Origin of the sequence: Roseateles hydrophilus, from assembly GCF_026712245.1 — a bacterium.
GTDB lineage: Bacteria > Pseudomonadota > Gammaproteobacteria > Burkholderiales > Burkholderiaceae_C > Pelomonas > Pelomonas hydrophilus.
Window position 1 is genome coordinate 1,507,790 of sequence record NZ_JAPPUY010000001.1, and the last position, 26,985, is coordinate 1,534,774.

At 68.4% G+C, this 26,985-nt stretch carries 4 protein-coding genes; 3 read left to right on the forward strand and 1 reads right to left on the reverse strand.

The window, feature by feature from the left end; all coding sequences use genetic code 11:
• Positions 1 to 19: 19 nt before the first annotated feature.
• Complete coding sequence (locus NYO99_RS06715; protein ID WP_268166325.1) at positions 20 to 3,799, forward strand: TonB-dependent receptor; 3,780 nt, start codon at positions 20 to 22, stop codon at positions 3,797 to 3,799.
• A 13-nt stretch (positions 3,800 to 3,812) separates the two neighbouring features.
• Complete coding sequence (locus NYO99_RS06720) at positions 3,813 to 5,318, forward strand: tetratricopeptide repeat protein (protein WP_268166326.1); 1,506 nt, start codon at positions 3,813 to 3,815, stop codon at positions 5,316 to 5,318.
• Here NYO99_RS06720 and greB read toward each other — a convergent pair whose 3' ends face one another.
• The gene (gene greB / locus NYO99_RS06725) at positions 5,319 to 5,888 is read right to left on the reverse strand and encodes a transcription elongation factor GreB (protein WP_268166327.1); all 570 of its coding nucleotides are present in this window, start codon (positions 5,886 to 5,888) and stop codon (positions 5,319 to 5,321) included. It abuts the gene before it with no gap.
• 266 nt (positions 5,889 to 6,154) lie between these two features.
• Between greB and NYO99_RS06730 the strand changes: the two genes are divergently transcribed.
• Positions 6,155 to 26,983, forward strand: a complete 20,829-nt coding sequence (locus NYO99_RS06730) for a PKD domain-containing protein (RefSeq protein ID WP_268166328.1) — start codon at positions 6,155 to 6,157, stop codon at positions 26,981 to 26,983.
• Positions 26,984 to 26,985: the final 2 nt, after the last annotated feature.

Consider the following 26,985-nt stretch of genomic DNA (forward strand, 5'->3'; position numbering starts at 1 on the left):
GCCAACACGGAGAGAGACCATGACCAGCACCCCCCTGCTGCGGCGCGACCGCATCGGAACCGCCGTTTCCTTCGCACTGGCGCTGATGGCGCATGAGGCCGTGATGGCCCAGACACCCGCCGCCCCTGCGGCCGCGGCCTCGGCGCCGGCCACCGCCGCCAAGCCTGCGGAAGCCCCCAAGGCCAAGGCGCCGGTGAACGAGCTGGAGACCGTGCTGGTCGTCGGCACGCGGCAGTCGCAGCAGTCGGCCATCAACCGCAAGAAGACGGCCGCGACGGTGCAGGACTCCATCGTGGCGGAAGACGTGGGTGCCTTCCCCGACCGCAACATCGGTGAGGCCATCTCCCGTATCGCTGGCGTGGCGCTGGATCGGGGCGACTACGGCGAGGGCGTGAACGTCACCATCCGCGGCAACGGCCCGGAATCGACCCGCGTCGAGATGGACGGTGTTGGCGTCAGCTCGGGCGCAGGCACCAACCTGCTGGGCGGTGGCGATGGCCGCGGTACGGAGTTCCGTGAACTGTCGTCCGACCTGATCAAGAGCGTGGACATCGTGAAGGGTGCCACCGCCTCGATGACCCAGGGCTCGCTGGGCGCCAGCGTCATCATCGAGACGCGCAACGGCCTGGACTTTGACAAGCCCTACTACTCGTTCCGCCTGGCCGCCAGCAAGAGCGACCTTGCCAAGAAGACGACGCCGGATGCCAACCTGATCTGGACGGACAAGTTCTTCAACAAGAAGCTGGGCGTCATGGTCAACCTGAACCGTGCCCGCACCGTCCGCGAGAACCACCAGATCAGCCAGGGCGGCAGCAACGCCCAGCAGGGCCTGGTGCGCTTGGCCGATTTCGACAATTCGCCCGAGAAGACCTTCTCGTACGCCAACAGCGTGAATGCGCTGCTGCCCAGCGCTGCTGACGTGCCGGTATCCCAGTGGGCCACCACCGGTGGTGGCGTGTTCGCCTCGCTGACACCCCGGCAGATCCTGGAGACATCAGCGGCGGCGGCGACCAAGGCCGACTGCCTGACCAAGTTCCCGCTGTACACAACCGCCCAGCTGGCCCCCATCACGACGTCCGCCAACCGCACGCTGGCGTACCAGTCGCGCGTCAACGAGCAGGTGACTTGCCTGAACCAGTGGAACGACTACACGCTGTCGCACTCGGTCGGCCCACGCTACAACTTCCGCTCCAATGATGACACCCGCACCAGCGGCGACATCCGCCTGGACTACAAGGTCAACGATCAGCTCTCCGTCTACGGCAAGTTCATCAGCAACCGCCGCCATGTGGACGACATCGTCGGCTTCCTGAGCATGGGCGGTGCGCCCATCGTCAACGGGGCCGGGACCTTCACCGACAACGTAGTTGCCGGCACCCGCACGCTGGCGACGGGTGCAGTGGGCTCCACGCTGCCGGGCACGTACAGCTTCCGCGCCAACAACGCGCCGATGATCCTGGGCGCCACCACCAACCTCCTGCCCGGCTACACAGTGGACAGCACCCACCACGTGACGAGCTACTCGACGGACGGCAACTTCCTCGGCACCGACACCATCCTCAGCAGCATCGACACCACGAACAAGACCCTGCAGGGCGGCGGCGAGTACCGCAACGATCGCCTGCGCGCCAAGTTCATGGGCAGCTTCAACAAGGGCACCGGCCTGCGCTACGACCGCCGTGCGTCGTTCAGCACGCTGTATGGCGTGGGCAACTTCAACCTGGAGCCCAACGGCCTGTGGAGCTTTACGCGGCCGGGTGGCGCAGCGATCGACCAGATGGGCAATCTGGCTGGCTACGCGACGCTGAACCCCGCGGTCCAGAGCGCGGCCGTTCCCGTCGACAACTTCAACCCGCTCTTCGTGCCCGCCTATGCGGCGGCTCAGCGCGCGCAATACACAAACAACACCCAACTGAACGTCATCCGGGCGTTTGACAACGAGAACACCGAGAAGCAGCTCAAGCTCGACCTGACCTACAACACGGTCGACAAGCTGCCCTTCCTGACCGCGCTTAAGACCGGTGTGCAGTTGATCGACTACAGCGCCACCACCTGGGGTGGTGGCGGCGGCGAGCTCGCGTCGCCCGTTGGCACGGCTGGACAGGCGGGCTTCAAGCCCGGCGTGTACGCGCCGTCCGTGACCGGCCGCTGGAACGTGATCGGCTGCGAGAACACCGCTGGATCGCTGGCCACAGGCGGTCAGCCCTGCGCCTACGGCACGGTGCGGAACCCGCGCTACGACGCTGGCGTGGGCGCCACCGTTGGCGGCACCACCACGCTGACCACGGCACAGTTCCAGGAACTCGTGCGCCAGACCCTGACGATCACGCCGAACGGGCAGTACTACGGCGGTGCCAAAGATCGCCCGGCCACGCTACTGAATGGCTGGAACCAAATCGACATCGACAGGTTGTTCCAGCTGGCCGGCTTCAACGTGCCGCTGAATTGCTTCCGCACCTGCACGGCCAGCGACGGCAAGGTCTATGACATGCCCAAGAGCGGGCTGAAGGACAAACAGACCGCCGGCTATCTGCAAACCGACTTCGAGATCGATCGCCTGCCCTTCACCGACCACGCCCTGCCCTTCGGCCTGGAGCTGGCCGGCAACGTCGGCGTGCGCGTCGTGCGTACCGACATGGAGAGCACCGGCTTCATGATCTTCCGCTCCATCCGCAAAAACCCCCAGTGGGTGGAAGGCAACGGCGACACCACCAACGTGACGACCGCGCAGGTCAGCCAGAACGTCGACTTCAAGGGCAGCCGTACTGACGTCAGTCCTTCCTTCAACCTGGCACTGTGGCCGATTCCGGACAAGCTGGTGACCCGCTTCTCCTGGGCCAAGCAGATCGCCCGCCTGCCGATGAGCCGGGTCGCGCCGATTGCCGATGGCACGGTGACCTGCACGGTGAGCGAGATCGTCGAGGACCGCCCACTCGAGGACGACGGCACGGCAGCCGACCAGGGGTGCAACCGCGTGTTCGGCAACCCCGCCATGAAGCCGCAGACCACGATCAGCAAGAACCTGTCGCTGGAGTGGTACGTCAACCGCGAAACCTCGCTGTCGGTCTCGGCATTCGAGCAACGCGATCTGGTGGGCGCGCCCAACCTGCGCGTCGGCTACTCGGACGTCAACCTTTTCGCCGGCAGCAAGCTGCTGGACCCGCTGAGCGGCACGCCGCTGAGCGACCTGGAGTTCTCGTTCAGTCAATGGAACAACATGACACCGTCCAAGCGACGCGGTCTCGAGTTCAGCGCCAAGACGGCTTTCACCTTCCTGCCGTCCGTGCTGCGCTACACCGGCTTTGACGCCAACTACAGCCGCCTGCGCAACTCGGCCGGCTCGCCGATGATCGACCAGATCAGCGGTGAGGCGCTGCCCTTGATCGGCCAGCCCAAGTACTCGTACAACGCCGCGCTCTGGTACGACGACGGTGCGCTGCAGTTCCGCGTTGCGCAGCAGGTGGTGGCCTCGAAGTACGCGGGCTTCTCGCCGAACTCGAACACCAGCGGCCTGGCCGTCAACAACTTCCCGGGCGAGTTGATGTCCGCCGTGCGCTTCCCGTACAACCCCGGTGCGCCCATGTTCAACAAGCGCACGGCGTTCATCGACGCCAAGGTGTCCTACCGCTTCAAGAGCGGCATCGAGCTGTTCGCGGACGTGCGCAACCTGACTGGCGAACGCAACCAGACCAGCACCGGCGGCTACCAGAACTATGCAGGCGGCATCGCGAGCATCTACAGCGACGCGTACTACGGTCGCACCTACATGGTGGGCATGACCTACCGCAGCCCGCGCTGACCAGGGAGACACGATGACGCAAGCCGTCCGGCACAACGCAGTTTTGGGCCGGACGGCTTTTGCCGTCCTGGCCCTGTGTTCCACACTCGCTGCGGGCCCAGCGGGCGCGCAGCAAACGCCAAATGCCGCCTCGCCCACGGTCGACGTGCAGGCGCTGGGCTCCGTCAAGGTCACGGGTCAGCGCACGCGCCCCATCGACCCCAGCGCCATCGTCGCGGCCAAGAACAAGGTCCTGTCGGCGCAGTTCGCGTCGTCCTGCGGCTTCATGGGCGGCTACAGCGCCGCCGACGATGACGTGACGCTGGCCTACCTGCGCTCGTTCGGCTCGCTGGATGCCGAGCTCAGCGACTTGGCCCCCGACGACAGCACCGGCGCCGCGCCGGCACCGACAGCCAACGCAGCCGTCCCCGACATGCCCACGACGCCGTCGGTCGCCTGCGCCGCCACGGATCGCCGCTTCGCAGCGGGCCGCAACTGGATCGCCCGCAAGGACAAGTCGCTGCAACAGGCCTTCGACGCCTACGAGGCCGGCAACTACGTCGAGGCGCGCGCCCGCTTCGAGGAAGGCTGGAAGAAGCTGGGCTACGAAGAGGCAGCCATGATGCTGGGCCGCCTGCACCTGCTGGGCCTGGGCACGCCGGCCAGCACACCCAAGGCCATCGACTGGCTCAACGAGGTCATCAACGCGCGCTACCACCCGGTCAACGACCGGCTGCGCTACGACCCCAAGAAGCCCGACCAGATCAACACCCGCATCGAAGCCACGCTGCTGCTGGCCCGCGTGCATCTGGGCGGCCAGGGCACCCAGCGCAACCCCGAGGCAGCGCTTCGCCTGTGGCGCAAGGCGCTGGACTTCGGCTTCGAACCCGCCAACACGCTGATCGGCCAGGCCTATGTGAGCGGCGTGGGCACGGCGCCGGACGGCCCCAAGGCCGTCGAGGCGCTCACGGCGGCCGCCGCCGCCGGCCATGTGCCAGCCATGCTGCTGCTGGGCCAGCTCTATCACCACCAGGTGCCCAAGCAGCCGTCTGGCGTGCCGTTGGACCTGGAGAAGGCCGGCGCCTACTACGGCGCGGCCTCCCGGGCCGGCAACCTGGAAGCCACCTACGCCTACGGCCGCATGCTGGACCTCGGCGAAGGCACGCCACGTGCACCCGAGAAGGCGTTCGTGTTCTACAAGGAAGCCGCCGTGAAGGGCCACGCCGATGCGCAGAACGCGCTGGCCACCTTTTTCTACAGCGGCGAGGTCGTGCCGCAGAACCACGCCACCGCGCGCCAGCTCTTCCAGGCCGCCGCCCGCAGCCGCCAACCGGATGCGATGTTCAACCTCGCGGTCATGCTGGCCCAGGGCCAGGGCGGCGACAAGGACCTGGCCGCCGCCTACGCCTGGTGCAGTCTGGCCAAGGGTCTGGGCAACGAGCAGGCAGCCACCGCCCTGCCCGCCATCGCCGCCAAGCTCAGCCCTGACGAGAAGGCTCGCGCCGAGGCGATGCTCAAGCCCGCGCCGAAGAAGTCCTGATCAGCCCGCAGCGCCCGGCGCCGGGTACTGCACCTCGACGACCTCGATGCTCTCCACGCCCACCGGCGTGACGAGCTTGAGCTCGTCGCCCACGCGCGCCTTCAGCAACGTGCGGGCAATGGGCGACACCCAGCTCACCTCGCCGGCCAGGCTGTCGGATTCGTCGATGCCCTTGATGGTGATGGTCTTCTCGTCGCCGCGCGCGTTGGCGTAGGTGACCGTGGCGCCGAAGAACACCTGCTCGCTGCCATGGTGGGCGCTCGGGTCCACCACCTCGGCAATGTCCAGCCGCTTCGTGAGGAAGCGCAGCCGGCGGTCGATCTCGCGCAGCCGCTTCTTGCCATAGAGGTAGTCGCCGTTCTCCGAGCGGTCGCCGTTCTTGGCCGCCCATGACACGGTCTCCACCATCTTGGGCCGCTCCACGTCGATGAGCTGCATGAACTCGGCCCGCAGCCGCGCATAGCCGGCGGGCGTCATGTAGTTGCGCGTGCCGGCCGGCAGCGCGGGCAGCGCCGGGCCGTCGCCATCGTCGTCTGCGGCCTCGGATTCCTTGGTGAACGCCTTGCTCATGCAGGCATTCTCCAACGTCGCGCAAGCGGGCTTGAACGGGCGTGCTAACGCCCTGGAGCCAGGTCTACCAATCCCTAACTTGACGTGTGGACACGGCCCCCCACGAGCCCGGGGGATTTCGGTTCCTAGTGATTGAAAGCGCCTTCGTCCCCCACGTACAAGCCCGGCTGGATTCTTGACGCCGTGCGCCCGCGCGCATGGCGCTGGCCGGCGCCTCGCCGGCACGGTGCCGCAGCAGGCACCGCCAAAGCACACCGGAGACCGCCGTGATCTTGTCCAACGAAAAGCGCATCAACACCTTCCGTGCCGGCGAGCAAAGCGCCAGCCACGTCGCGGTTCTCGCTGACGGCAGCTACGTCGTCGTCTGGCAGTCCAACGGGCAGGACGGCAGCGGCTGGGGCGTGTATGCGCAGCGCTTCTCGGCCACCGGTGCAGCGCTGGGCGCCGAGTGGCGCGTGAGCAGCACGACGATCAACACGCAGGAGGCCGCGCGCGTGGTCGCCACCAGCGACGGCGGTTTCGTCATCGGCTGGCAGGACAACAACGGCATCGACGGCTCGGGCTGGACGGTGCTGGCCCAGCGCTACAACGCAGCCGGCGTTGCGCAAGGCAGCAACACGGTGGTCAACACCGTCACCAACAGCACGCAGGCCGTCTTCGACGGCGCCGGCTACACCGGTGGCTACTCCACGGTCTACACCGGCTATTCCCCGGACGGCACCCACAACATCTACCTGCAACGCTGGAACAACGACGGCACGCGCAACGGCGCTGAGATGTTGGCCAGCACGGCCACGGGCGCAGGCGCCACGGCAGCCCAGTCTGGCCAGCAGACTCAGCCGCGCGTTGCAGGCAACGCCTCGGGCGCGCAAGTCATCGTGTGGCGGGACGAATCCGGCAACGATGGCAGCGGGTTTGGCGTCTACGGCCGCCGCTTCGATGCGAGCACGGGCACGTTCGGCGACACCTTCCTCGTCAACACGGCCATCGCCAGCCATCAGTACGAACCCAGCGTCAGTGTTGCGGCTGACGGCAGCTTCGTCGTTGCCTGGCGCAGCGACAGCGGCGACGGCAGCGGCTCGGCCGTGTACGCCCAGCGCTTTGCGGCCGACAACACCAAGCTGGGCGGCGAGTTTCTCGTCAACAGTGGCGTGACCAGCGGCAACCAGTACCAGCCGTCCGTGCTGATGTTGTCCACCGGCGGCTTCGTCGTTGCCTGGTACAGCGACGGCAGCGCCGAGGGCAGCAACCAGGACCTCTGGGTGCGCAGCTACAACGCTGACGGCAGTGCTGCCGAAGCGCCCACCCGGATCACCACCAGCCTGCACCGTGCCGAGAGCGAACCACAGCTCGCAGACCTGGGCGGCGGCCGCTGGACCGTCACCTACAGCGCCTATGTCGACGCGACCGTGGGCTACGACGTGATGCAGCAGATCTTCGGCCCCAGCGCCGCGCCGGCCATCCAGCAGGCTGCGCCGACCGTCGGTGACTGGGAGAGCACGCCGCTGGGTGGCAGCGTCACCTTCAGCGAGAACCTCGTCAACGCGGGGCCGCAGATCATCGACGCCGCCGTCAGCCTGACTGACCTGGACAGCAGCAACTTCGACGGCGGCAGGCTGGAGCTGTATTACGTCCAAGGTGGCGGCACGGAAGACCAGTTGGGCGTGCGCAGCGTGGGCAGCGGCAATGACCAGATCTCCGTCTCCGGCAGCACCGTGCTGTTCGAGGGCACGGCCTTCGGCACGCTCAGCGGCGGCAGCAACGGCAGCGCCCTGGTGGTCACGTTCAACGCCAACGCGACGGTGGATGCCGTCGAGCAGCTGATCCAGCACCTCACCTACGCCAACACCAACGCCAGCCCGGCCGCGAGCCGCACCATCGGCCTGCGCGTGAGCGACGGCGACGGTGGCTCCAGCACCGGCTACGCCAAGGAAATCATCGTCACCCGCGAGGCCGATGGCCAGCCCGCGCTGTACGGCGAGCAAGCCGTGAACAGCATGGGGGCGGCCGAGCAGCGCCACCCCGATGTGGCCGTGCTCGCCGACGGCAGCTACGTGGTGGTCTGGCAGGCCTACAACCAGCACAACAACGACTGGGACATCTACAGCCAGCGCATGTCCGCCAGCGGCGAGCCCATCGGCCCCGAACTCACGCAACTCAACACCGCCCGTGCCGGCACGCAAGAGATGCCGCGCGTGACGGGCCTGTCCAACGGCAACTACGTCGTCATCTGGGATGACGTCAGCGCCGGGGCGGACGGCAGTGGCGACGGCGTCATCGGCCAGATCTACACCGCCAGCGGTGCGCCGGTCGGCGGCAACTTCGTCGCCACCACCTTCACCAGCGGCACGCAGCGCTACAGCGACACCGTCAGCTGGGCCGGCGGCGGCTCGGTGCCTGCAGGCTTCGGCGTCGTCTGGGCTTCCAGCGGCAATGCCGGCGGCAGCAACTACGACATCTACCTGCAGCGCTTCGACAACGCCGGCAACAAGCTCGGTGGCGAGCTGCGCGTCAGCGACGGCGTGGGCGGCAGCGCCGCCCAGACCGGCGCCCAGTACCTGCCCGAGATCGCCAGCCGCGCCAACGGCGACTTGGTCATGGTCTGGCGCGACGATGGCAACAACGACGGCGCCGGCAACTACGGCATCTTCGGCCGCACCTACAACGCCGCCACCGGCAGCTTCGGCGCCACCTTCCAGGTCAACACGACCACGGCCGGCACGCAGAACGAGCCGTCAGTGGCCATGTTCGCCGACGGCAGCTTCGTCGTCGTCTGGCAGGACGACAGCGGCAACGACGGCAGCAGCTACGGCGTCTACGGCCAGCGCTTTGACGCCACCGGCAACAAGGTCGGTGCCGAGTTCCTCGTCAACGAGCGCACGCTGGGTGGCCAGTACCAGGCCCAAGTGACCGCCCTGTCCACCGGCGGCTTCGTCGTCACTTGGTACAACGACAACTACGACGTCACCAGCAGCGGCACCACATCGGACGTCTACATCCGCGAGTACGACGCCACCGGGGTCGCCATCGACAGCGAGCGCAAGCTGCTCTCGCCCACCAACCACAACGAGTTCGAACCCGCGATTGCCGACCTCGGCCAGGGCAACTTCGTCGTCGTCTACGCGGACTACGACACCGGCGTCACGGGCGCCACCAACACCTACGGCATCGTGCAGCAGATCTTCGGCAGCGCAGCCGAACTGCCGCGCCAGGAGCGCCCGACGGTGGGCGACTTCGCGAGCACCGTGACCATCGGCGAGAACGCCGCCAACGCCGGCCTGCAAGTGCTGGACGCATCGCTGAGCTTCAACGATGTGGATTCCGCCAACCTTGCTGGCGGCCGCATCGACCTCTACTACGTCAGCGGCGGCGAAGCGAGCGACCGCCTGGGCGTGCGCGATGTCGGCAGCGGTGCGGGACAGATCGGCGTCTCCGGCGCCACCATCAGTTACGGCGGCACCGCCATTGGCACCGTCAGCGGCGGCAGCAATGGCACCAACTTGCGCATCGACCTGAACAGCAACGCCACGCCGCAAGCCGTTCAGGCGCTGTTGCAGAACCTCGGGTACAGCAGCAACTCGTCCAGCCCGGCGGCCTCACGCACCGTCGGCCTGCGCGTGGCCGATGGCGACGGCGGCACCAGCGAGGTGTCGCTGCTCACCATCAACGTCACCTCCGAACTGGACGGCACGCCGCTCGTGCACGGCGAAGAGCGCGTCAACACCTACTCGGCCGGCAACCAGGCAGATCCGCACATCGGCGCGCTCGCCGACGGCGGCTACGTCATCGCCTGGGCATCCACCAACCAGGACGGCGACAGCGACGGCGTCTACATGCAGCGCTACAACAGCGTGGGCGTGGCGGTGGGCGGCGAGGTGCGCGTCAACACGCAAGTTGCCGGTCAACAGAACTACCCGCAGGTCGCCGGCCTGACCGGCGCGGGCGGCGGCGGCTGGGTGGTGACCTGGCAGGACGACACCAGCGACGGCAACAGCTGGAGCCAATGGGCCCAGCGCTACGACGCCAATGGCGATGCCGCCGGCAGCGCCTTCCGCGTGGCGACCGCCACCGTCAGCCAGCAGTACCACGGCCAGGTGGCCAGCTACGGTGGCGGCTTCGCCATCGTCTGGTCCTCGCAGAGCAACGCCGGCGGCAACAGTTTCGACATCTACCTCAAGCGCTACGACAACAGCGGCGCCGTCATCACGTCAGACCTGCGCGTCAGCGACCTGACGGCCGGCGTTGCCGCGCCCGGCTCGCAGGACCTGCCCGACGTGGCCGCCTGGGCCAACGGCAACCTCGCCATCGTCTGGCGTGACAACGGCAACGACGGCAGCGGCTGGGGTGTCTACGGCCGCCTGTATGACGCCGCCGCCGGCACCTTCGGCGCCACCTTCCTCATCAACACCACCACTGCCGGCACCCAGCTCAACCCGGACGTCGCCGTGCTGTCTGACGGCAGCTTCGTGGTCGTCTGGGAAGACCAGAGCGGCAACGACGGCAGCAGCTATGCCGTCTACGGCCAGCGCTTCAGCGCGGCCGGCGCCAAGCTGGGCGACGAGTTCATCGTCAACCAGCGCCGCGATGGCGGCCAGTACGACGCCCATGTCGTCGCGCTGCAGGGCGGCGGCTTCGTGGTGTCCTACTACAACGACAACTACGACATCAGCGGCACCGGCAGCACTTCGGACGTCTACATCCGCGAGTACACCAACGCCGGCGTGCCCATCGACGGCGAGCGCAAGCTGGCGTCGCTCACCAACAGCACCGAGCAGAACCCGGCCATCGCGGCGCTCACCGGCGGCAACTTCGTCGTGGCCTACAGCGACTACAACGCCACGCCGGCGCTGGGCAACGGCGCCAACACCTACGAGATCACGCAGCAGCTGTTCGGCAACGCGGCCAGCCTGGCCCGCCAGGCCAACCCCGTCATCGGCGATGTGGCGGCCAGCGTCACGTTTGCCGAAAGCGACGTCAACGCCGCGCCGCAGCTCATCGATGCGGCGGTCAGCGTCGTCGACATCGACTCCGCCAACTTCGCCGGCGGCCGGCTGGATCTGTTCTACGTGCAGGGCGGCCAGGCCACCGACCGGCTGGGCGTGCGCCATGTCGGCAACGGCGCCGGGCAGATCGGTGTGGCCGGTGGCACCGTCAGCTTCGGTGGCACGGCGATCGGCAGCATCGCTGCCGCCGCAACCGGCGCCAATGGCGGCGCCCTGCGCGTCGAACTCAATGCCAACGCCAATGCCGAGGCCGTCGAGGCCCTGATCCAAAGCCTCACCTACGCCAGCACCTCGTCCAGCCCCGACGCCAGCCGCACCGTCGGCCTGCGCCTGTCCGACGGCGATGGCGGCAGCAGCGCGGCCAGCGCCGTGACCATCAACGTCACGCCCAGCCTGGACGGCGCGCCCGCCGTGGGCGGCGAGTCCGCGGTCGTCAACACCTACCGCGAGAACCACCAGGAGGCGCCATCCGTTGCCACGCTGGCCGACGGCAGCTATGTCGTCGTCTGGCAGTCGGCCGGGCAGGATGGCAGTGGCGATGGCGTCTACGGCCAGCGCTTCAGCGCCAGTGGCGCGGCCCTCGGCACCGAGTTCCGCATCAGCACCAACACCAGCAACGACCAGGAGTTCCCGCACGTCGAGGCCCTGTCCAACGGCGGCTTCGTCGTCACGTGGCAGGACAACGTCGCGCCCAGCGCCGATGGCAGCAGCTGGGCGCAGGTCGGCCAGTTCTACGGCAGCGACGGCGCAGCCATCGGCGCCAACGTGGTGCTCAACGCCAGCACCACCAATGGCCAATACCACGGTCAGCTGGCCGGCTACACCGGCGGCTTCGCCATCGCCTACGCCTCAGAGAGCGGCCCGGCGGGCGCCAACGGCACCGACATCTACGTGCGCCGCTTCGACAACGCCGGCGCGCAGACGGCCGCCGAGGTGCGCATCAACGTCGTCTCCGGCGCAGCCCAGGCCGGCACGCAATACCTGCCCGATGTGGCGGCCCAGGCCAACGGCGACCTGTTCATCGTCTGGGAGGACCGCCAGGGACTGGACGGCAGCGGTGTCGGCATCTTCGGCCGCACGCTCAGCGCTGGTGGCGTGCTGGGCAGCACCTTCGTCGTCAACACCACCAGCGGCGGCAACCAATCCACGCCCAGCGTCGCCGCCTTGGCCGGTGGCGGCTGGGTGGTCGTCTGGGAAGACCAGTCGGGCAACGACGGCAACAGCTACGGCGTCTATGCCCAGCTGATCGACGCGGCGGGCAACAAGCTCGGCAGCGAGTTCATCGTCAACGAGCGCCTGACCGGCGGGCAGTACGAGGCCCAGGTCACCGGCCTGTCCACCGGCGGCTTCGTCGTCACTTGGTACAACGACAACTACGACACCACTGGCGCCGGCACCACATCGGATGTCTACATCCGCGAGTTCAGCAGCACCGGCGTGCCCGTGGACGGCGAACGCAAGCTGGCCTCTGGCACCAACAGCACGGAGCGTGCGCCCGCTGTGGCCGATCTGGGCAATGGCAACTTTGTCGTCGCCTACGCCGACTACAACACCGTCAACGAGTCTGGCCAGAGCACTTATGAGATTCGCACGCAGCGCTTCGGCGATGCCGCCGAACTCGCGCCGACGAGCGCCAACCCCTTGCTTGGCGATGTGCGCGCCCAACGCACCTTCAGCAATGCGCCCGCGGACGCCGTGAACTACGCCGGCGTGGCCCGCCTCATCGACTTCGATGTGGCGGTGTCCGACGCCGACTCCGCCAACTTCGACGGCGGCCAGCTGTTCGTCAGCTTCCTGTCCAACGGCAGCGCCAATGACGCGCTGGGCATACAGGACCAAGGCAGCGGCGCCGGCCAGGTCGGCGTCAGCGGCAGCAGCATCAGCGTCGGCGGCACCGTGGTGGGCAGCTTCACGGGCGGCGGCGCCGGCGTGGGCGCACTGACCATCACCTTCAACGCCAATGCCGACGCCGCCGCCGTGCAGGCGGTGGCGCAAGCCATCACCTACCTGCATACCGCGCCGCCAGCGGGCACCACCAGCCGCTACGTCGGCCTGCGCCTCACCGACGGTGACGGCGGTGCCAGCAACGCCAGCCAGGTGGTCATCACCATCCAGAACAGCGTCAGCACCAGCGCCCTGGTGCTGGACGACGTCGCCAGCAGCGTCACCTTCACCGAAGCTCAGGTCGCGGCCGGCGTCGTCATCGACGGCGCCCAACAACTGGTACACAGCGCCGCCGGCGGCTTCCTCAACGGCAAGCTCACGGTGAGCTACCTGTCCAGCACCAACCGTGTGGACGACCAGCTGCGCATCCGGCACGAAGGCAGCGGTGCCGGTCAGGTGGGCGTGAGCGGCAGCGACGTGCAGTTCGGCGGCGTGTCCGTCGGCACCATCAGCGCCACGCTGGACGGTGCCAACGGCCGCAATCTGGAGATCACCTGGAAGGCAGCCGCCTCCGAGGCCATCGTCGAGCGCGTGCTGGAGAACCTGAGCTACGCCAACAGCTCGGCCCAGCCTCTGCCCAGCCGCACGCTGCGCCTGAACCTGACCGACAACGCCGGCAACAGCAGCGGCAGTGACGACATCGTCATCAACGTCACACCGCAGGCCGATGCCGCCGCGCTGGTGGCGCTGCGCCCGCAGGAGCAGGTCAACAGCTACGAGGTGGGCCAGCAGAGCTACCCCGCCGTCGGTCGCCTGATGGGCAGCAATGACGGCGGCTACGTCGTGGTGTGGCAGTCCGAGGCTTCGCAGGACGGCGACGGCCACGGTGTCTTCGCCCAGCGCTATGCCAGCAACGGTGCGGCCGTGGGCGCCGAGTTCCAGGTCAACACCACAACGCTCAACTACCAGAACCAAGCCGCCGTCGGCGGCCTGGCCAGCGGTGGCTATGTGATTGCCTGGCGGGCCCAGGCGCAGGACGGCAGCGGCACCTACGAGGTCTATGCCCAGCGCTACCTGGCAGACGGCACGGCCGCCGGCGGCGAGTTCCGTGTCAACACCAGCACGGCCGGCAACCAACAGGAACCCGCCGTGCTGGGCCTGGCCGATGGCAGCTTCATCGTCGCCTTCCGCAGCGACTACAACAACGCGGCGGGCAACTACACCTATGACGTGCTGGCCCAGCGCTACGACGCGTCGGGCAACCCGTTGGGCGGCGAATTCGTGCTCAACACGACCGGCGGTGCCACGCAGTACCAGCCGCAACTCGCGGCGCTGGACGGTGGCGGCTTCGTCGCGATCTGGGGCGACACCAGCGGTGACGGCAACGGCTACGGTGTCGCGGCGCAGCGCTTCGACAACGCCGGCAACAAGGTTGGCGCACTGATCCCGGTCAACGCCACCATCGCCTCCAACCAGTACGGCGCGGACATCGCGGCCGTACCCGGCGGCGGCTTTGTCGCCACGTGGTGGAGCAGCGGCGGCCAGGTCTATGCGCAACGCTTCGCCGCCGACGGCAGCAAGCTCGGCGGCGAAATCGCCGTCAGCACGGTCGACAGCAGCGCCAGCAGTGATTACGCCCGCGTGGCGGTGCTGAGCGACGGTGGTTTCATCGTCACCTGGGACAGCTATTTCGGTGTCGGCGGCAACGGCTACGACGTCTGGGCCCAGCAATTCGACGCCAGCGGCGCCAAGGTCGACGGCCCGCGCCTGATCAACACCACCACGGCCAGCACACAGCATCTGCCCGATGTGGTGGGCCTCAACGGCAACAAGGCCGTCATCGTCTGGGCCGGCTACGACCAGGAGTCTGGCACCCAGAACACCTACGGCGTGTTCCAGCAGCTGCTGGGCACAGCCGGCAGCATCACGACCTCGGCCGCTCCGGTGCTGACCGATGTGGTGTCGGACGTGAGCTTCGCGGAGAACCTGGTCAACGTCACGCCGCAGCTCATCGACACCGGCGTAGGCATCGTCGACCCCGACAGCGCCAACTTCGACGGCGGCACGCTGTGGGTCAGCGTGATCTCCGGCTACGGCAACATCGAGACCGCCCAGCTGGCCGACCCCGCCGCGCAGCAGGACCAGTTCGGCATCCGCCACCAGGGCAGCGGCGCTGGCCAGGTGGGCCTGGTTGGCCTGACCGTCACCTACGGCGGGGTGGCCATCGGCAGCATCGCCGGCAACGGCCAGAACGGTGCGGATCTGGTGGTCACCTTCAACGCTGACGCGACGGCTGCGGCGGTCGAGGCGGTGCTGGAGAACCTGACCTACCGCAACAGCTCGTCGGCGCCGGTGAGCAGCCGCACGGTCAGCATCAGCCTGTCCGACGGCGACGGCGGCACGAGCGCGCCGCGCCTGGTGACCATCAACGTCACACCTGACGCCGACGGCGCAGCGCCGCTGTTCGGCAACGAGCGCGTCAACACCTATGGCAGCAGCACGCAGGACGCACCGGCGTCTGCAGCCCTGTCCGATGGTGGCTACATCACCGTCTGGACATCTGAAGGCCAGGACGGCTGGGGCGCCGGCATCTACGCCCAGCGCTTCGACGCCAAGGGCGTGGCCGTGGGCGCCGAATTCCGCATCAACAACGAAACGCGTGACGCCCAGTCCGAGCCCGCCGTGACCGGCCTGGCCGGCGGCGGCTATGTCGTCACGTGGCGCAGCAATGGCCAGGACGGCAGTGGCGCCGGCGTCTACGCGCAGCGCTTTGACAACAACGGCACGCGGCTGGGCGATGAGTTCCGCGTCAACGCCGACACCGACAACAACCAGTACCAGCCCGCCATCACCGCGCTGGCCGATGGCGGCTTCGTCGTCGCCTGGTACGACGATCACTACACCAACGCCGGCAATACCGAGTACCAGGACGTTTTCTTCCAGCGCTACAACGCCGCCGGCGTCGCGCAAGGCCCCCAGACGCGCGGCAACCCGGCCGGCACAGGTCAATTCGACCCGCAGTACGAGCCCGCGGTGGCGGGACTGACCGGCGGCGGCTTCGTGATGTTCTGGCGCGATGACAACGAGGACGGCAGCCTGTCCGGCGTCTATGGCCAGCGCTTCGACGCCAGCGGCGCGGCCAGCGGCGCGGTGTTCCGCGCCAACACCACGACGGCCAACTACCAATGGAATCCGTCCGCCACGGGGCTGGCCGATGGCGGCTGGGTGGTGGTGTGGAATTCGCGCGACCAGGATGGCAGCGGCGACGGCGTGTTCGGCCAGCGCTACGCCGCCGACGGCAGCCTCGTGGGCGGTGAATTCCGCGTCAACACGCTCACCACCAGCACCCAAGGCCTGCCCAGCGTGGCGGCGCTGTCGCACGGCGGCTTCGTCGTCTCCTACACCAGCCAGGGCTTGCAGTACGTGCAGCAGTTCGATGCCTCAGGCGCCCGCCTGGACGGCGAGCTGCGCGTCGACACGCTGGACAACAACGGCAACGCGGAGACCAGCAGCGTCGTGGGCCTGGCCAACGGCGGCTTCGTCGTCAGCTTCCGCGACTACGACTACTCGCAGGGCTCGACCTACAACGTCTACCAGCAGTTCTTCGGCAACGCCGCTACCGACACGCGGCAGGCCAGCCCGCAGCTGGTGGACGTGAACGCCACGGTGACCTTCGCCGAGAACACGGTGAACAGCACGCCGCAACTGCTGGACGCCACGGTCGGCCTGTCCGATGCCGACTCCGCCAACTTCGACGGCGGCACGCTGGAGGTGAACTACCTCACCGGCTACGCGCTGCAAGACCAGCTCGGCCTGTCCGGCCTGTCCGCGCAAGACCAGCTGGGCCTGCGCCACCAAGGCAACGGCGCCGGCCAGGTGGGCGTGAGCGGCAACACCGTCAGCTACGGCGGCACGGCCATCGGCACCATCACCAGCGACGGCGTCAACGGCAACAAGCTGACCCTCAGCTTCAATGCCAACGCGACGGCGCAGGCGGTGGAACGGGTGATCGAGAACCTCACCTACGCCAACACCTTCAGTGACCCGGCGGCAACCCGCACCGTCAGCATCCGCCTGACCGATGGCGACGGCGGTGCCAGCGAGGCGCGCACCATCCAGATCAACGTCACGCCCGAGGCCGACGGCGCCCAGGCCCTGCACGGCAACGCGCAGGTCAACAGCTACGAGCCCGGCACGCAGACCAGCCCGGCCACCGCGCGCCTGTCGGACGGCAGCTACGTCACCATCTGGGAAAGTCAGACCGCGCAGGACGGTTGGGAGTCCGGCGTCTACGGCCAGCGCTTTGACGCCAACGGCGTGCCCATTGGCACCGAGTTCCAGGTCAACAGCTACACGCCCTACTCGCAGACCGAGCCGGCGGTTGCTGCGCTGAGCGGCGGCGGCTACGTCGTCGTGTGGCGCTCACAGAACCAGGACGGCAGCGGCGCAGGCGTCTACGCGCAGCGCTTCAGCAACAGTGGCACGCCGCTGGGCGGCGAGTTCCGCGTCAACACCAGCGTCGACAGCAACCAATACCAGCCCACCGTCACCGGCCTGTCCAACGGCGGCTTCGTGGTTGGCTGGTATGACGACTCGTACACCAACCCCACCAACACCGAGTACGGCGATGTGCTGTTCCAGCGCTTCGACGCCAGCGGCGTGGCTCAAGGCGTGGAGACCCGAGCTAACCCGGCCGGCACCGGCACTTTCGAGTACCAGTACGAGCCGAATTTCGTAGGCTTGTCCGCAGGGGGCTTCCTGGCCTTCTGGCGCGACGACACGGAAGACGGCAACCTGTCGGGCGTCTACGGCCAGCGCTTCGACAACAGCGGCGCCACAGTCGGCGCCGCCTTCCGCGTCAACAGCGAGACCGCCAACTACCAGTGGGATCCTGCGGCGGCGGCCCTGGCCGACGGCGGCTGGATCGTTACCTGGACGTCCCGCGCGCAAGACAGCAGTAGCGACGGCGTGTACGCCCAGCGCTACGCGGCGGACGGCAGCCCCGTGGGCGGCGAGTTCCGCGTCAACACCACGGTCAGCGGCAACCAGTCGCAACCGGCGGTGGCGGCGCTGACGCACGGCGGCTTCGCCATCAGCTGGTACGACCAGGGCAAGATCACCGTCCAGCAGTTCGCGGCCGATGGCGCCCGCATCGACGGCGAGCTGAAGGCTGATTTCGCGCCCAACGGCAGCAACTACGGCGACGCGCCCACCATCGCTGGCCTGGCCAACGGCGCCTTCGTCGTGTCCTTCCGCGACTACGACGAGACCACCAGCACCTACAACGTCTACCAGCAGCTGTTCGGCACGCCCGCCAACTTCGTGCGCCAGGGTGACCCGCAGCTCGTCGACGTGGCCAGCAGCGTCACCTTCGCCGAAAACACCATCAACGCCCTGCCCCAGCGCATCGATGCCGGCGTGGGCCTGCAGGACCTGGACTCGCCCAACTTCGACGGCGGCGTGCTGGAGGTCAACTACCTGACGGGCTACGGCGCGCAGGATCAACTTGGCCTGCAAGGGCTGGACGCGCAAGACCAGCTCGGCATCCTCAGCGAAGGCACGGGCGCGCAGCAGGTCAGCGTGCTGGGCAACACCGTCAGCTACGAGGGCGTGGCCATCGGCACCATCACGCACAACGGCGCCAACGGCAACAAGCTGGCCGTGCAGTTCAATGCCAACGCCACGGTGGCGGCCGTTGAGCAGGTCATCGAGAACCTGAGCTACGCCAACACCGCCAGCAACCCACTCGCCAGCCGCTCGGTCAGCATCCGCGTGACCGATGGCGACGGCGGCGCCAGCGAGGCACGCACCGTCACCATCAACGTCACGCCCGAGACGGATGGCGCGGTGAAGTTCGGCATCGAGAAGGTGGTCAACACCTCGCGCGGCGGCCACCAGACCGAGCCCGCCATCACCCGCCTGGCTGATGGCGGCTACGTCGTGACCTGGCAAGACGAAAGCGGCCAGGACGGCGGCAGCTACGGCATCTACCAACAACGCTACGACGCCAATGACGCCGCCGTCGGTGGCGAGGTGCGGGTCAACACGACAACGGCTGGCGCTCAGTACGAAGCCCAGGTCGCCGCACTGTCCAACGGCGGCTGGGTCGTCGTCTGGCGCGGCGATGGCCAGGACGGCAGCGGTGCGGGCGTCTACAGCCAGCGCTACAACGCCGACGGCAGCGCGGCCGGCGGCGAAGCCCGCGTCAACACCAGCATCGACTCCAGCCAATACCAGCCGGCGGTCACCGCCACCGCGACAGGCTACATCGTGGCGTGGTCCGACGACTCCTACACCACGCCAGGCAACACCGAATACGCCGACGTGATGTTCCAGCGCTTCGACGTCAACGGCGTCGCGCTCGGCGCCGAAACGCGCGCCAACCCGGCCGGCACGGGCCAGTTCGTGGCGCAGTACCAGCCCAGCATCACCACGCTGGCCAGTGGCGACTTCGTCGTGCTCTACCGCGACAACGACCGCGACGGCTCCGGCGCGGGCGTCTTTGGCCAGCGCTTCGACGCCAACGGCGTGGCCCAGGGCGCCTCCTTCCAGGTGAACGCCTACGTCAACAGCACGCAGGAGATGCCGTCGGTCGCCGCCCTGACCGGCGGCGGCTTCGTGGCGGTGTGGGAATCCGAGGGCCAGGACCTGTCCAGCACCGGCATCTACGCCCAACGCTTCGATGCGCTGGGCAACCCGCAAGGCACCGAGTACCGCGTCAACACGACGATCAACAGCACACAGTCGCAACCCGAGGTGACCGGTCTGGCCAATGGCGGCTACGTGGTCACCTGGGCTGACAGCAACAGCACGAGCTGGGACGTGAAGATGCAGCAGTACGACGCCAGCGGCCGCGCGGTCGATGGCGAAACGCTGGTCAACACGTACCTGCCCTCTCAACAGTCCCAGCCGGCCGTGGCCAGCATGGCCGACGGCGGCTTCGTCATCGCCTACACCGGCTACATCTACAGCAGCGACCAGACCGGCGACGGCCTCCCCGACGGCGGCAACGACACCTACGAGATCCGCCTGCAACGCTTCAGCAACACGGCGCCCAACGTCAGCGATGTGCTGGTGAACGGCACCGAGGAACAGCTCATCACGCTGACCGATGCCTTGTTCGAGGGGGGCTTCGTCGACCCCGACGGCCAGAGCCTGCAGGCCATCAAGATCATCACGCCGCCCGCCTTCGGTGAACTGCGCTTCAACGGCACACCGGTCACCATCGGGCAGGAGATCAGCATCGCCGACCTGGAAGCCGGCCTGCTGACCTACCAGGGCAACACGGATTTCTTTGGTGACGACCAGTTCCGCTGGACCGGCAGCGACGGTATCGCCTTCGCGTCCACCCCGGTGTTCACCAACATCGTGCTGGCCAACGTCAACGATGGCCCGCGCCTGGCCGTCATTGCCGACGGCAACGGCAGCGAAGGCAGCAACTTCGCCGCCACGCTCAACATCGGTGACCCCGATCCCGAAGGCCATCTGGTCACGGTGAACTGGGGCGACGGCAGCGCCAACACCCAGTTCACCACCAGCAGCGCCACGCCGCAGATCAACCACAGCTACGCCGACAACGGCGCCTACACGGTGACCGTCACGGTCAACGACCAGCAGGGCCGACCCAACAGCATCGAGCAGCGCAGCTTCACCGCCAACATTGCCAACGTCGCCCCCACCATCGGCCTGTTCGGCAACAACACGGTCGAGCAGGGTCAGGTCTACACGCTGGATCTCGGCAACCCTGCCGACCCGGGCGCCGACACCGTCAGCGAATACCGCGTGGACTGGGGCGATGGCAGCCCGGTGCAGACCTTCAGCGCCGCGACGCTGCCGGCCAACGGCATCGTCACCCACACCTACCTGACCACAGGCAGCAAAACCATCCTCGTGGGGCTCACCGACGAAGACGGCAGCTACAACCCGGCGGGCAGCAAGACCATCGCGGTCAGCGCACCGGCCGAGGTCATCACGGTCAATGCAGGTGCCGACATCACCGTCAACGAAGGCACGTTCTTCAGCCGCACCATCACCTTCGACGACCCGACCGACCAGTCACCCAGCGGCCGCAGCTACACCGTCACCTGGGGCGATGGGCAAACCTCCACCGGCTTCCTGGCCGCTGGGCAAACCAGCTTCAACATCGGCCATGCCTATGCCGACCAGGGCGGCCCGTTCGCCGTCACCGTGACGGTGGACGACTCCGGCCTCATCACCCAGCAAGGCAGCGACAGCTTCCTCGTAACCGTCAACAACGTCGCGCCCACGGTCAGCATCAGCGGCGCCGGCTCAGTCGCCGAGGGCAGCAGCTACACCATCACGCTGGCCAAGAACGACCCGGGCACGGACGCCGCCACCGAATACGTCATCGACTGGGGCGACGGCTCCGCCGCGCAGGTGGTGCCGGCCGCAAGCTTCCCTGCCAACGGCCAGTTCACGCACACCTACGCCGACGGCAACATCACGCGCCAGATCCGCGTGCAGGTCACCGACGAGGACGGCACCTTCGTCGATGCTGGCGTCTCGAGCGTCTTCGTGGCCAACGTGGCCCCCACGGCGCCGGTCAGCGGCGCCAACACGGTGGTCGAGGGCACGGCCTACACGCTGAACGTCGGCGCCGTCGTCGACCCCGGCCAGGACACCATCGCCGGCTACAGCATCAACTGGGGCGACGGCACGCCCAACAGCAACTTCACCGCGGCTGAATGGGCCGCTGCCGGCGGTGTCTTCACGCATGTCTACGCCGACGGCGTGGGCGCCGGCACGCCGCGCACCATCAGCGTCACCGCGTCAGACGAAGACGGCAGTTTCACGATCGGCAGCAAGACCATCGGCATCGTCAACGCCAACCCGGGCCTGAGCCTGGCCGGCGCCGCTGCCACCAACGAAGGCGCCACGTACGCGCTGGCCATCACCGGCTCGGACGTCAACGCTGACACCTTGAGCTACAGCATCGACTGGGGCGACGGCACCCCCGCGCAGGTCGTCACCGCAGCACAGCTCGCCACGCTCGGCGGCAGCGTGGGCCACGTGTTCGCGGACGATCAGGATGGCCCGGTCAACACGACGGCGCGCACCATCACCGTCACGGCCAGCGACGAGGACGGCGGCTCCACACAAGCCACCCGCGTTGTCAACGTCAACAACGTCGCCCCCACGCTGGCGCTGGGCGGCAGCGGCGCCGCCACTGCCGGCCAGGCCTACACGCTCAACCTCGGCGCCCGCGTCGACCCGGGCCAGGACACCGCCACCAGCTACATCATCAACTGGGGCGATGGCAGTCCGGCGCAGACGGTGGCCGCCGCCACCGGCAGCGTCACCCACACCTTCGCCAGCGCCGGCAACGCGACCATCTCGGTCACCGTGGTGGACGAAGACGGCAGCTTTGCCGCCGGCTCGCAGGCCGTGGTGATTGCCGCGCCCACGCCCACCGTCAGCTTCGAGGCCGGCGGCAATGCCGTGCTCAGCGAAGGTGCCACCTTCGCGCGCACCATCAGCTTCAGCGACGGCCAGGACAACGGCGCTGCCGGCTGGACCTACACCGTCGACTACGGCGACGGCACCGTCATCAACGGCAGCACCGCCACACCCAGCATCGAGCTCAACCACCTCTACGCCGATGGCGACGCGACGCATGCCGTCGTCGTCACCGTCGCCGACGTGGCCGGCGAGAGCTTCAGCGATGGCTTCAACGTCACCGTCAGCAACACCGCGCCCAGCGCACCGGTCAGCGGCGCGGCCAATGTGACCGAGGGTGTGGCCTTCACGCTGTCGGTCGGCGCCGTCGTCGACCCCGGCCAGGACACCATCACCGGCTACAGCATCGCCTGGGGCGACGGCAGCACCGTCACCTACACGCCCGCCGAATGGCAGGCCGCTGCGGGCAGCTTCTCGCATGTCTACGCCGACGGCGCTGCCGCACCGGTCATCACCGTCAGCGCCACCGACGAGGACGGCAGCTTTGTGCTGGGCACGCATTCGCTCAGCGTCAGCAACGCCAACCCGGGCCTGAGCCTGGCCGGCGCCGCCGCCACCAACGAGGGTGCCAGCTACGCGCTGGCCATCACCGGCAGCGACGTCGCCGCCGACACGCTGAGCTACAGCATCGACTGGGGCGACGGCAGCCCCACCCAGGTGCTCACCGCGGCGCAACTCGCCACGCTGGGTGGCAGCGTCGGCCACGTGTTCGCGGACGACCAGGATGGCGCGGTCAACACCACCCCGCGCACCATCACCGTCACCGCCAGCGACGAGGACGGCGGCTCCACGCAGGTCACCCGCGTCGTCGACGTCAACAACGTCGCCCCGACCGCCGCGGTCTCCGGCGCAGCCAGCGTCACAGAAGGCGTGGCCTACCTGCTGTCTGTCGGCGCGGCCAACGACCCCGGTACCGACACCCGCAGCAGCTACAGCATCGCCTGGGGTGACGGCAGCGTCGAGAACTTCACGGCGGCCCAGTGGCAGGCCGCCGCGGGCAGCTTCTCGCATGTCTACGCCGATGGCGACGCCGCTCGCACCATCGTTGTCAGCACGACCGACGAAGATGGCAGCTTCGTCCTGGGCAGCCAGGCGGTGCAGGTCAACAACGCCAACCCGGGCCTGATCCTCGCCGGCGCCGCTGCCACCAACGAAGGCGCCAGCTACTCGCTGGCCATCACCGGCAGCGACGTCGCCGCCGACACGCTGAGCTACAGCATCGACTGGGGCGACGGCACCCCCGCGCAGGTCGTCACCGCAGCACAGCTCGCCACGCTCGGCGGCAGCGTGGGCCACGTGTTCGCGGACGATCAGGATGGCCCGGTCAACACGACGGCGCGCACCATCACCGTCACGGCCAGCGACGAGGACGGCGGCTCCACACAAGCCACCCGCGTTGTCAACGTCAACAACGTCGCCCCCACGCTGGCGCTGGGCGGCAGCGGCGCCGCCACTGCCGGCCAGGCCTACACGCTCAACCTCGGCGCCCGCGTCGACCCGGGCCAGGACACCGCCACCAGCTACATCATCAACTGGGGCGATGGCAGTCCGGCGCAGACGGTGGCCGCTGCCACCGGCAGCGTCACCCACACCTTCGCCAGCGCCGGCAACGCGACCATCTCGGTCACGGTGGTGGACGAAGACGGCAGCTTTGCCGCCGCCACCCAGGTCGTCACCGTGTCCCCGCCGACACCCACGGTCAACTTCGAGGCCGGCGGCAATGCCGTGCTCAGCGAAGGTGCAACCTTCGCGCGCACCATCAGCTTCAGCGATGGCCAGGACAACGGCGCTGCCGGCTGGACCTACACCGTCGACTACGGCGACGGCACCGTCATCAACGGCGGCACCGCCACGCCCAGCATCGAGCTCAACCACCTCTACGCCGATGGCGATGCGACGCATGCCGTCGTCGTCACCGTCACCGACGTGGCCGGCGAGAGCTTCAGCGATGGCTTCAACGTCACCGTCAGCAACACCGCGCCCAGCGCACCGGTCAGCGGCGCGGCCAGCGCGGTGGAAGGCGTGGCCTTCACGCTGTCGGTCGGCGCCGTCGTCGACCCCGGCCAGGACACCATCACCGGCTACAGCATCGCCTGGGGTGACGGCAGCACCGTCACCTACACGCCCGCCGAATGGCAGGCCGCTGCGGGCAGCTTCTCGCATGTCTACGCCGACGGCGCTGCCGCGCCGGTCATCACCGTCAGCGCCACCGACGAGGACGGCAGCTTCGTGCTGGGCACGCATTCGCTCAGCGTCAGCAACGCCAACCCGGGCCTGAGCCTGGCGGGCGCCGCTGCCACCAACGAAGGCGCCACGTACGCACTGGCCATCACCGGCAGCGACGTCGCCGCCGACACCTTGAGCTACAGCATCGACTGGGGTGACGGCAGCCCGGCCCAGGTGGTCACCGCGGCGCAACTCGCCACGCTCGGCGGCAGCGTCGGCCACGTGTTCGCGGACGATCAGGATGGCCCGGTCAACACGACGGCGCGCACCATCACCGTCACCGCCAGCGATGAAGATGGCGGCTCCACGCAGGCCACCCGCGTCGTCAACGTCAACAACGTCGCACCCACGCTGACGCTGGGCGGCACCGGTGCCGCCACTGCGGGCCAGGCCTACACGCTCAACCTCGGCGCGCGCGTCGACCCGGGCCAGGACACCGCCACCAGTTACATCATCAACTGGGGCGATGGCAGCCCGGCGCAGACGGTGCCCGCTGCCACCGGCAGCGTCACTCACACCTTCGCCAGCGCCGGCAACGCGACCATCTCGGTCACCGTGGTGGACGAAGACGGCAGCTTTGCCGCCGGCTCGCAGGCCGTGACCATCGCGGCACCCACGCCGACGCTGAGCCTGGAAGCCGGCGCCGATGCCACGCTCACCGAAGGCAGCACCTTCACGCGCACCATCAGCTTCAGCGACGGTCAGGACAACGGCGCCGCCGGCTGGACTTACAGCGTCGACTACGGCGATGGCACCGTCGTCACCGGCAGCACCGCCACGCCGTCGCTGGGCCTCAACCATGTCTACGCCGATGGCAGCGCCAGCCATGCAGTCACGGTGACCGTCACCGATGTGGCCGGCGAGAGCGTCAGCGATGGTTTCAACGTCACGGTGAGCAATGTCGCGCCTACGGCCCCCGTGTCGGGTGCGGCCAGCGTCACCGAGGGCGTAGCCTACACGCTGTCCGTGGGTGCGGTCAGCGACCCTGGTGCCGATACGCGCAGCAGCTACAGCATCGCCTGGGGTGACGGCAGCGTCGAGAACTTCACCGCAGCCCAGTGGCAGGCCGCCGCGGGCAGCTTCTCGCATGTCTACGCCGATGGCAACGCCGCTCGCACCATCGTTGTCAGCACGACCGACGAAGACGGCAGCTTCGTGCTGGGCAGCCAGGCGGTGCAGGTCAACAACGCCAACCCGGGCCTGAGCCTGGCTGGGGCCGCTGCCACCAACGAAGGTGCCACCTACTCGCTGGCCATCACCGGCAGCGACGTCGCCGCCGACACGCTGAGCTACAGCATCGACTGGGGCGACGGCAGCCCGGCCCAGGTGGTCACCGCGGCGCAACTCGCCACGCTCGGCGGCAGCGTGAGCCATGTCTTTGCCGACGACCAGGACGGCCCCGTCAACGCCACGCCGCGCACCGTCACCGTCACGGCCAGTGACGAGGACGGCGGCAGCACGCAGACCACGCACAGTGTCACGGTCAACAACGTCGCCCCGGGCATCGCCCTGGGCGGCAGCGGTGCCGCCACTGCGGGGCAGGCCTACACGCTCAACCTCGGCGCCGTCACCGACCCCGGCCAGGACACGCCGACCAGCTACGTCATCGACTGGGGCGACGGCAGCGGGCCGCAGGCCGTGGCCGCCGTCAACGGCAACGTCACTCACACCTACGCCAATGCCGGCACCGCGACGATCTCCGTCACCGTCGTGGACGAGGACGGCAGCTTCAGCGCCGGCTCGCAGGCGGTGGTGATCAGCAGTGTGCCCACCGAGACCTTCCGCATCGGCGACTCCGCCGTGCGCAACAACAGCACGGGCACGCTGTGGGGCGTCGACTGGACCGATCCGGAAGTGCTGGCGTCCACCCAGCACAAGGCCAACGCCACCAACGCGGCAGAGGCCTGGACGGCGGTGCGCCACAACGGCGCCTCGCCGCAGTTGCTGTCCGGCATCGACATGTTCGCGGGCGACCTCGGCGTCAGCGGCCAGTCGGTGACCAGCAGCAGCGTGCGGCAGGAGATCGACGGCACGGAAGCGCTGCGCTTCAACCTGACCCGCGAGGCGGTCAGCGTCGACATCAACCTGTCGCGCTTCTTCCTGTCGGACGACGGCAGCGTCAACGCCGAGGCCGGCCTGCTGCGACTGTTGGACGCATCCGGCAACGTGGTCGGCGAGAAGGCCTTCACCGCCACCAGCACCAGCGGCAGCCAGCTCGTCTCCGCCAGCGCCGCCGTCGGCTTCACGACAGTGGAACTGTGGGCCGGCGCTTACGACGGCAGCACGTTCGTGCATGGCGCCTACGCCGGCCCGAGCGGCACGGTGAATCCCTACACCGACGGCAGCGGCGCGCACGGCAGTGACTACCTGCTGGACTGGGTGGAGTTCACCTTCGAGGTTCCGCAACCGGCTGCGGCGCAAGTCATCGGCGTCTCGGGTATCGAGCCCACCGACGCGCCGCTGTCGGGCGCCCTGTACCGCCCCTGGGCACACAACGACTATTGACC

Bases quoted from the DNA above. Each gene is read 5' to 3' on its own strand.
- NYO99_RS06715 (WP_268166325.1), top strand. From the start codon at position 20: ATGACCAGCACCCCCCTGCTGCGGCGCGACCGCATCGGAACCGCCGTT.
- NYO99_RS06720 (WP_268166326.1), top strand. From the start codon at position 3,813: ATGACGCAAGCCGTCCGGCACAACGCAGTTTTGGGCCGGACGGCTTTT.
- greB (WP_268166327.1), bottom strand. From the start codon at position 5,888: ATGAGCAAGGCGTTCACCAAGGAATCCGAGGCCGCAGACGACGATGGC.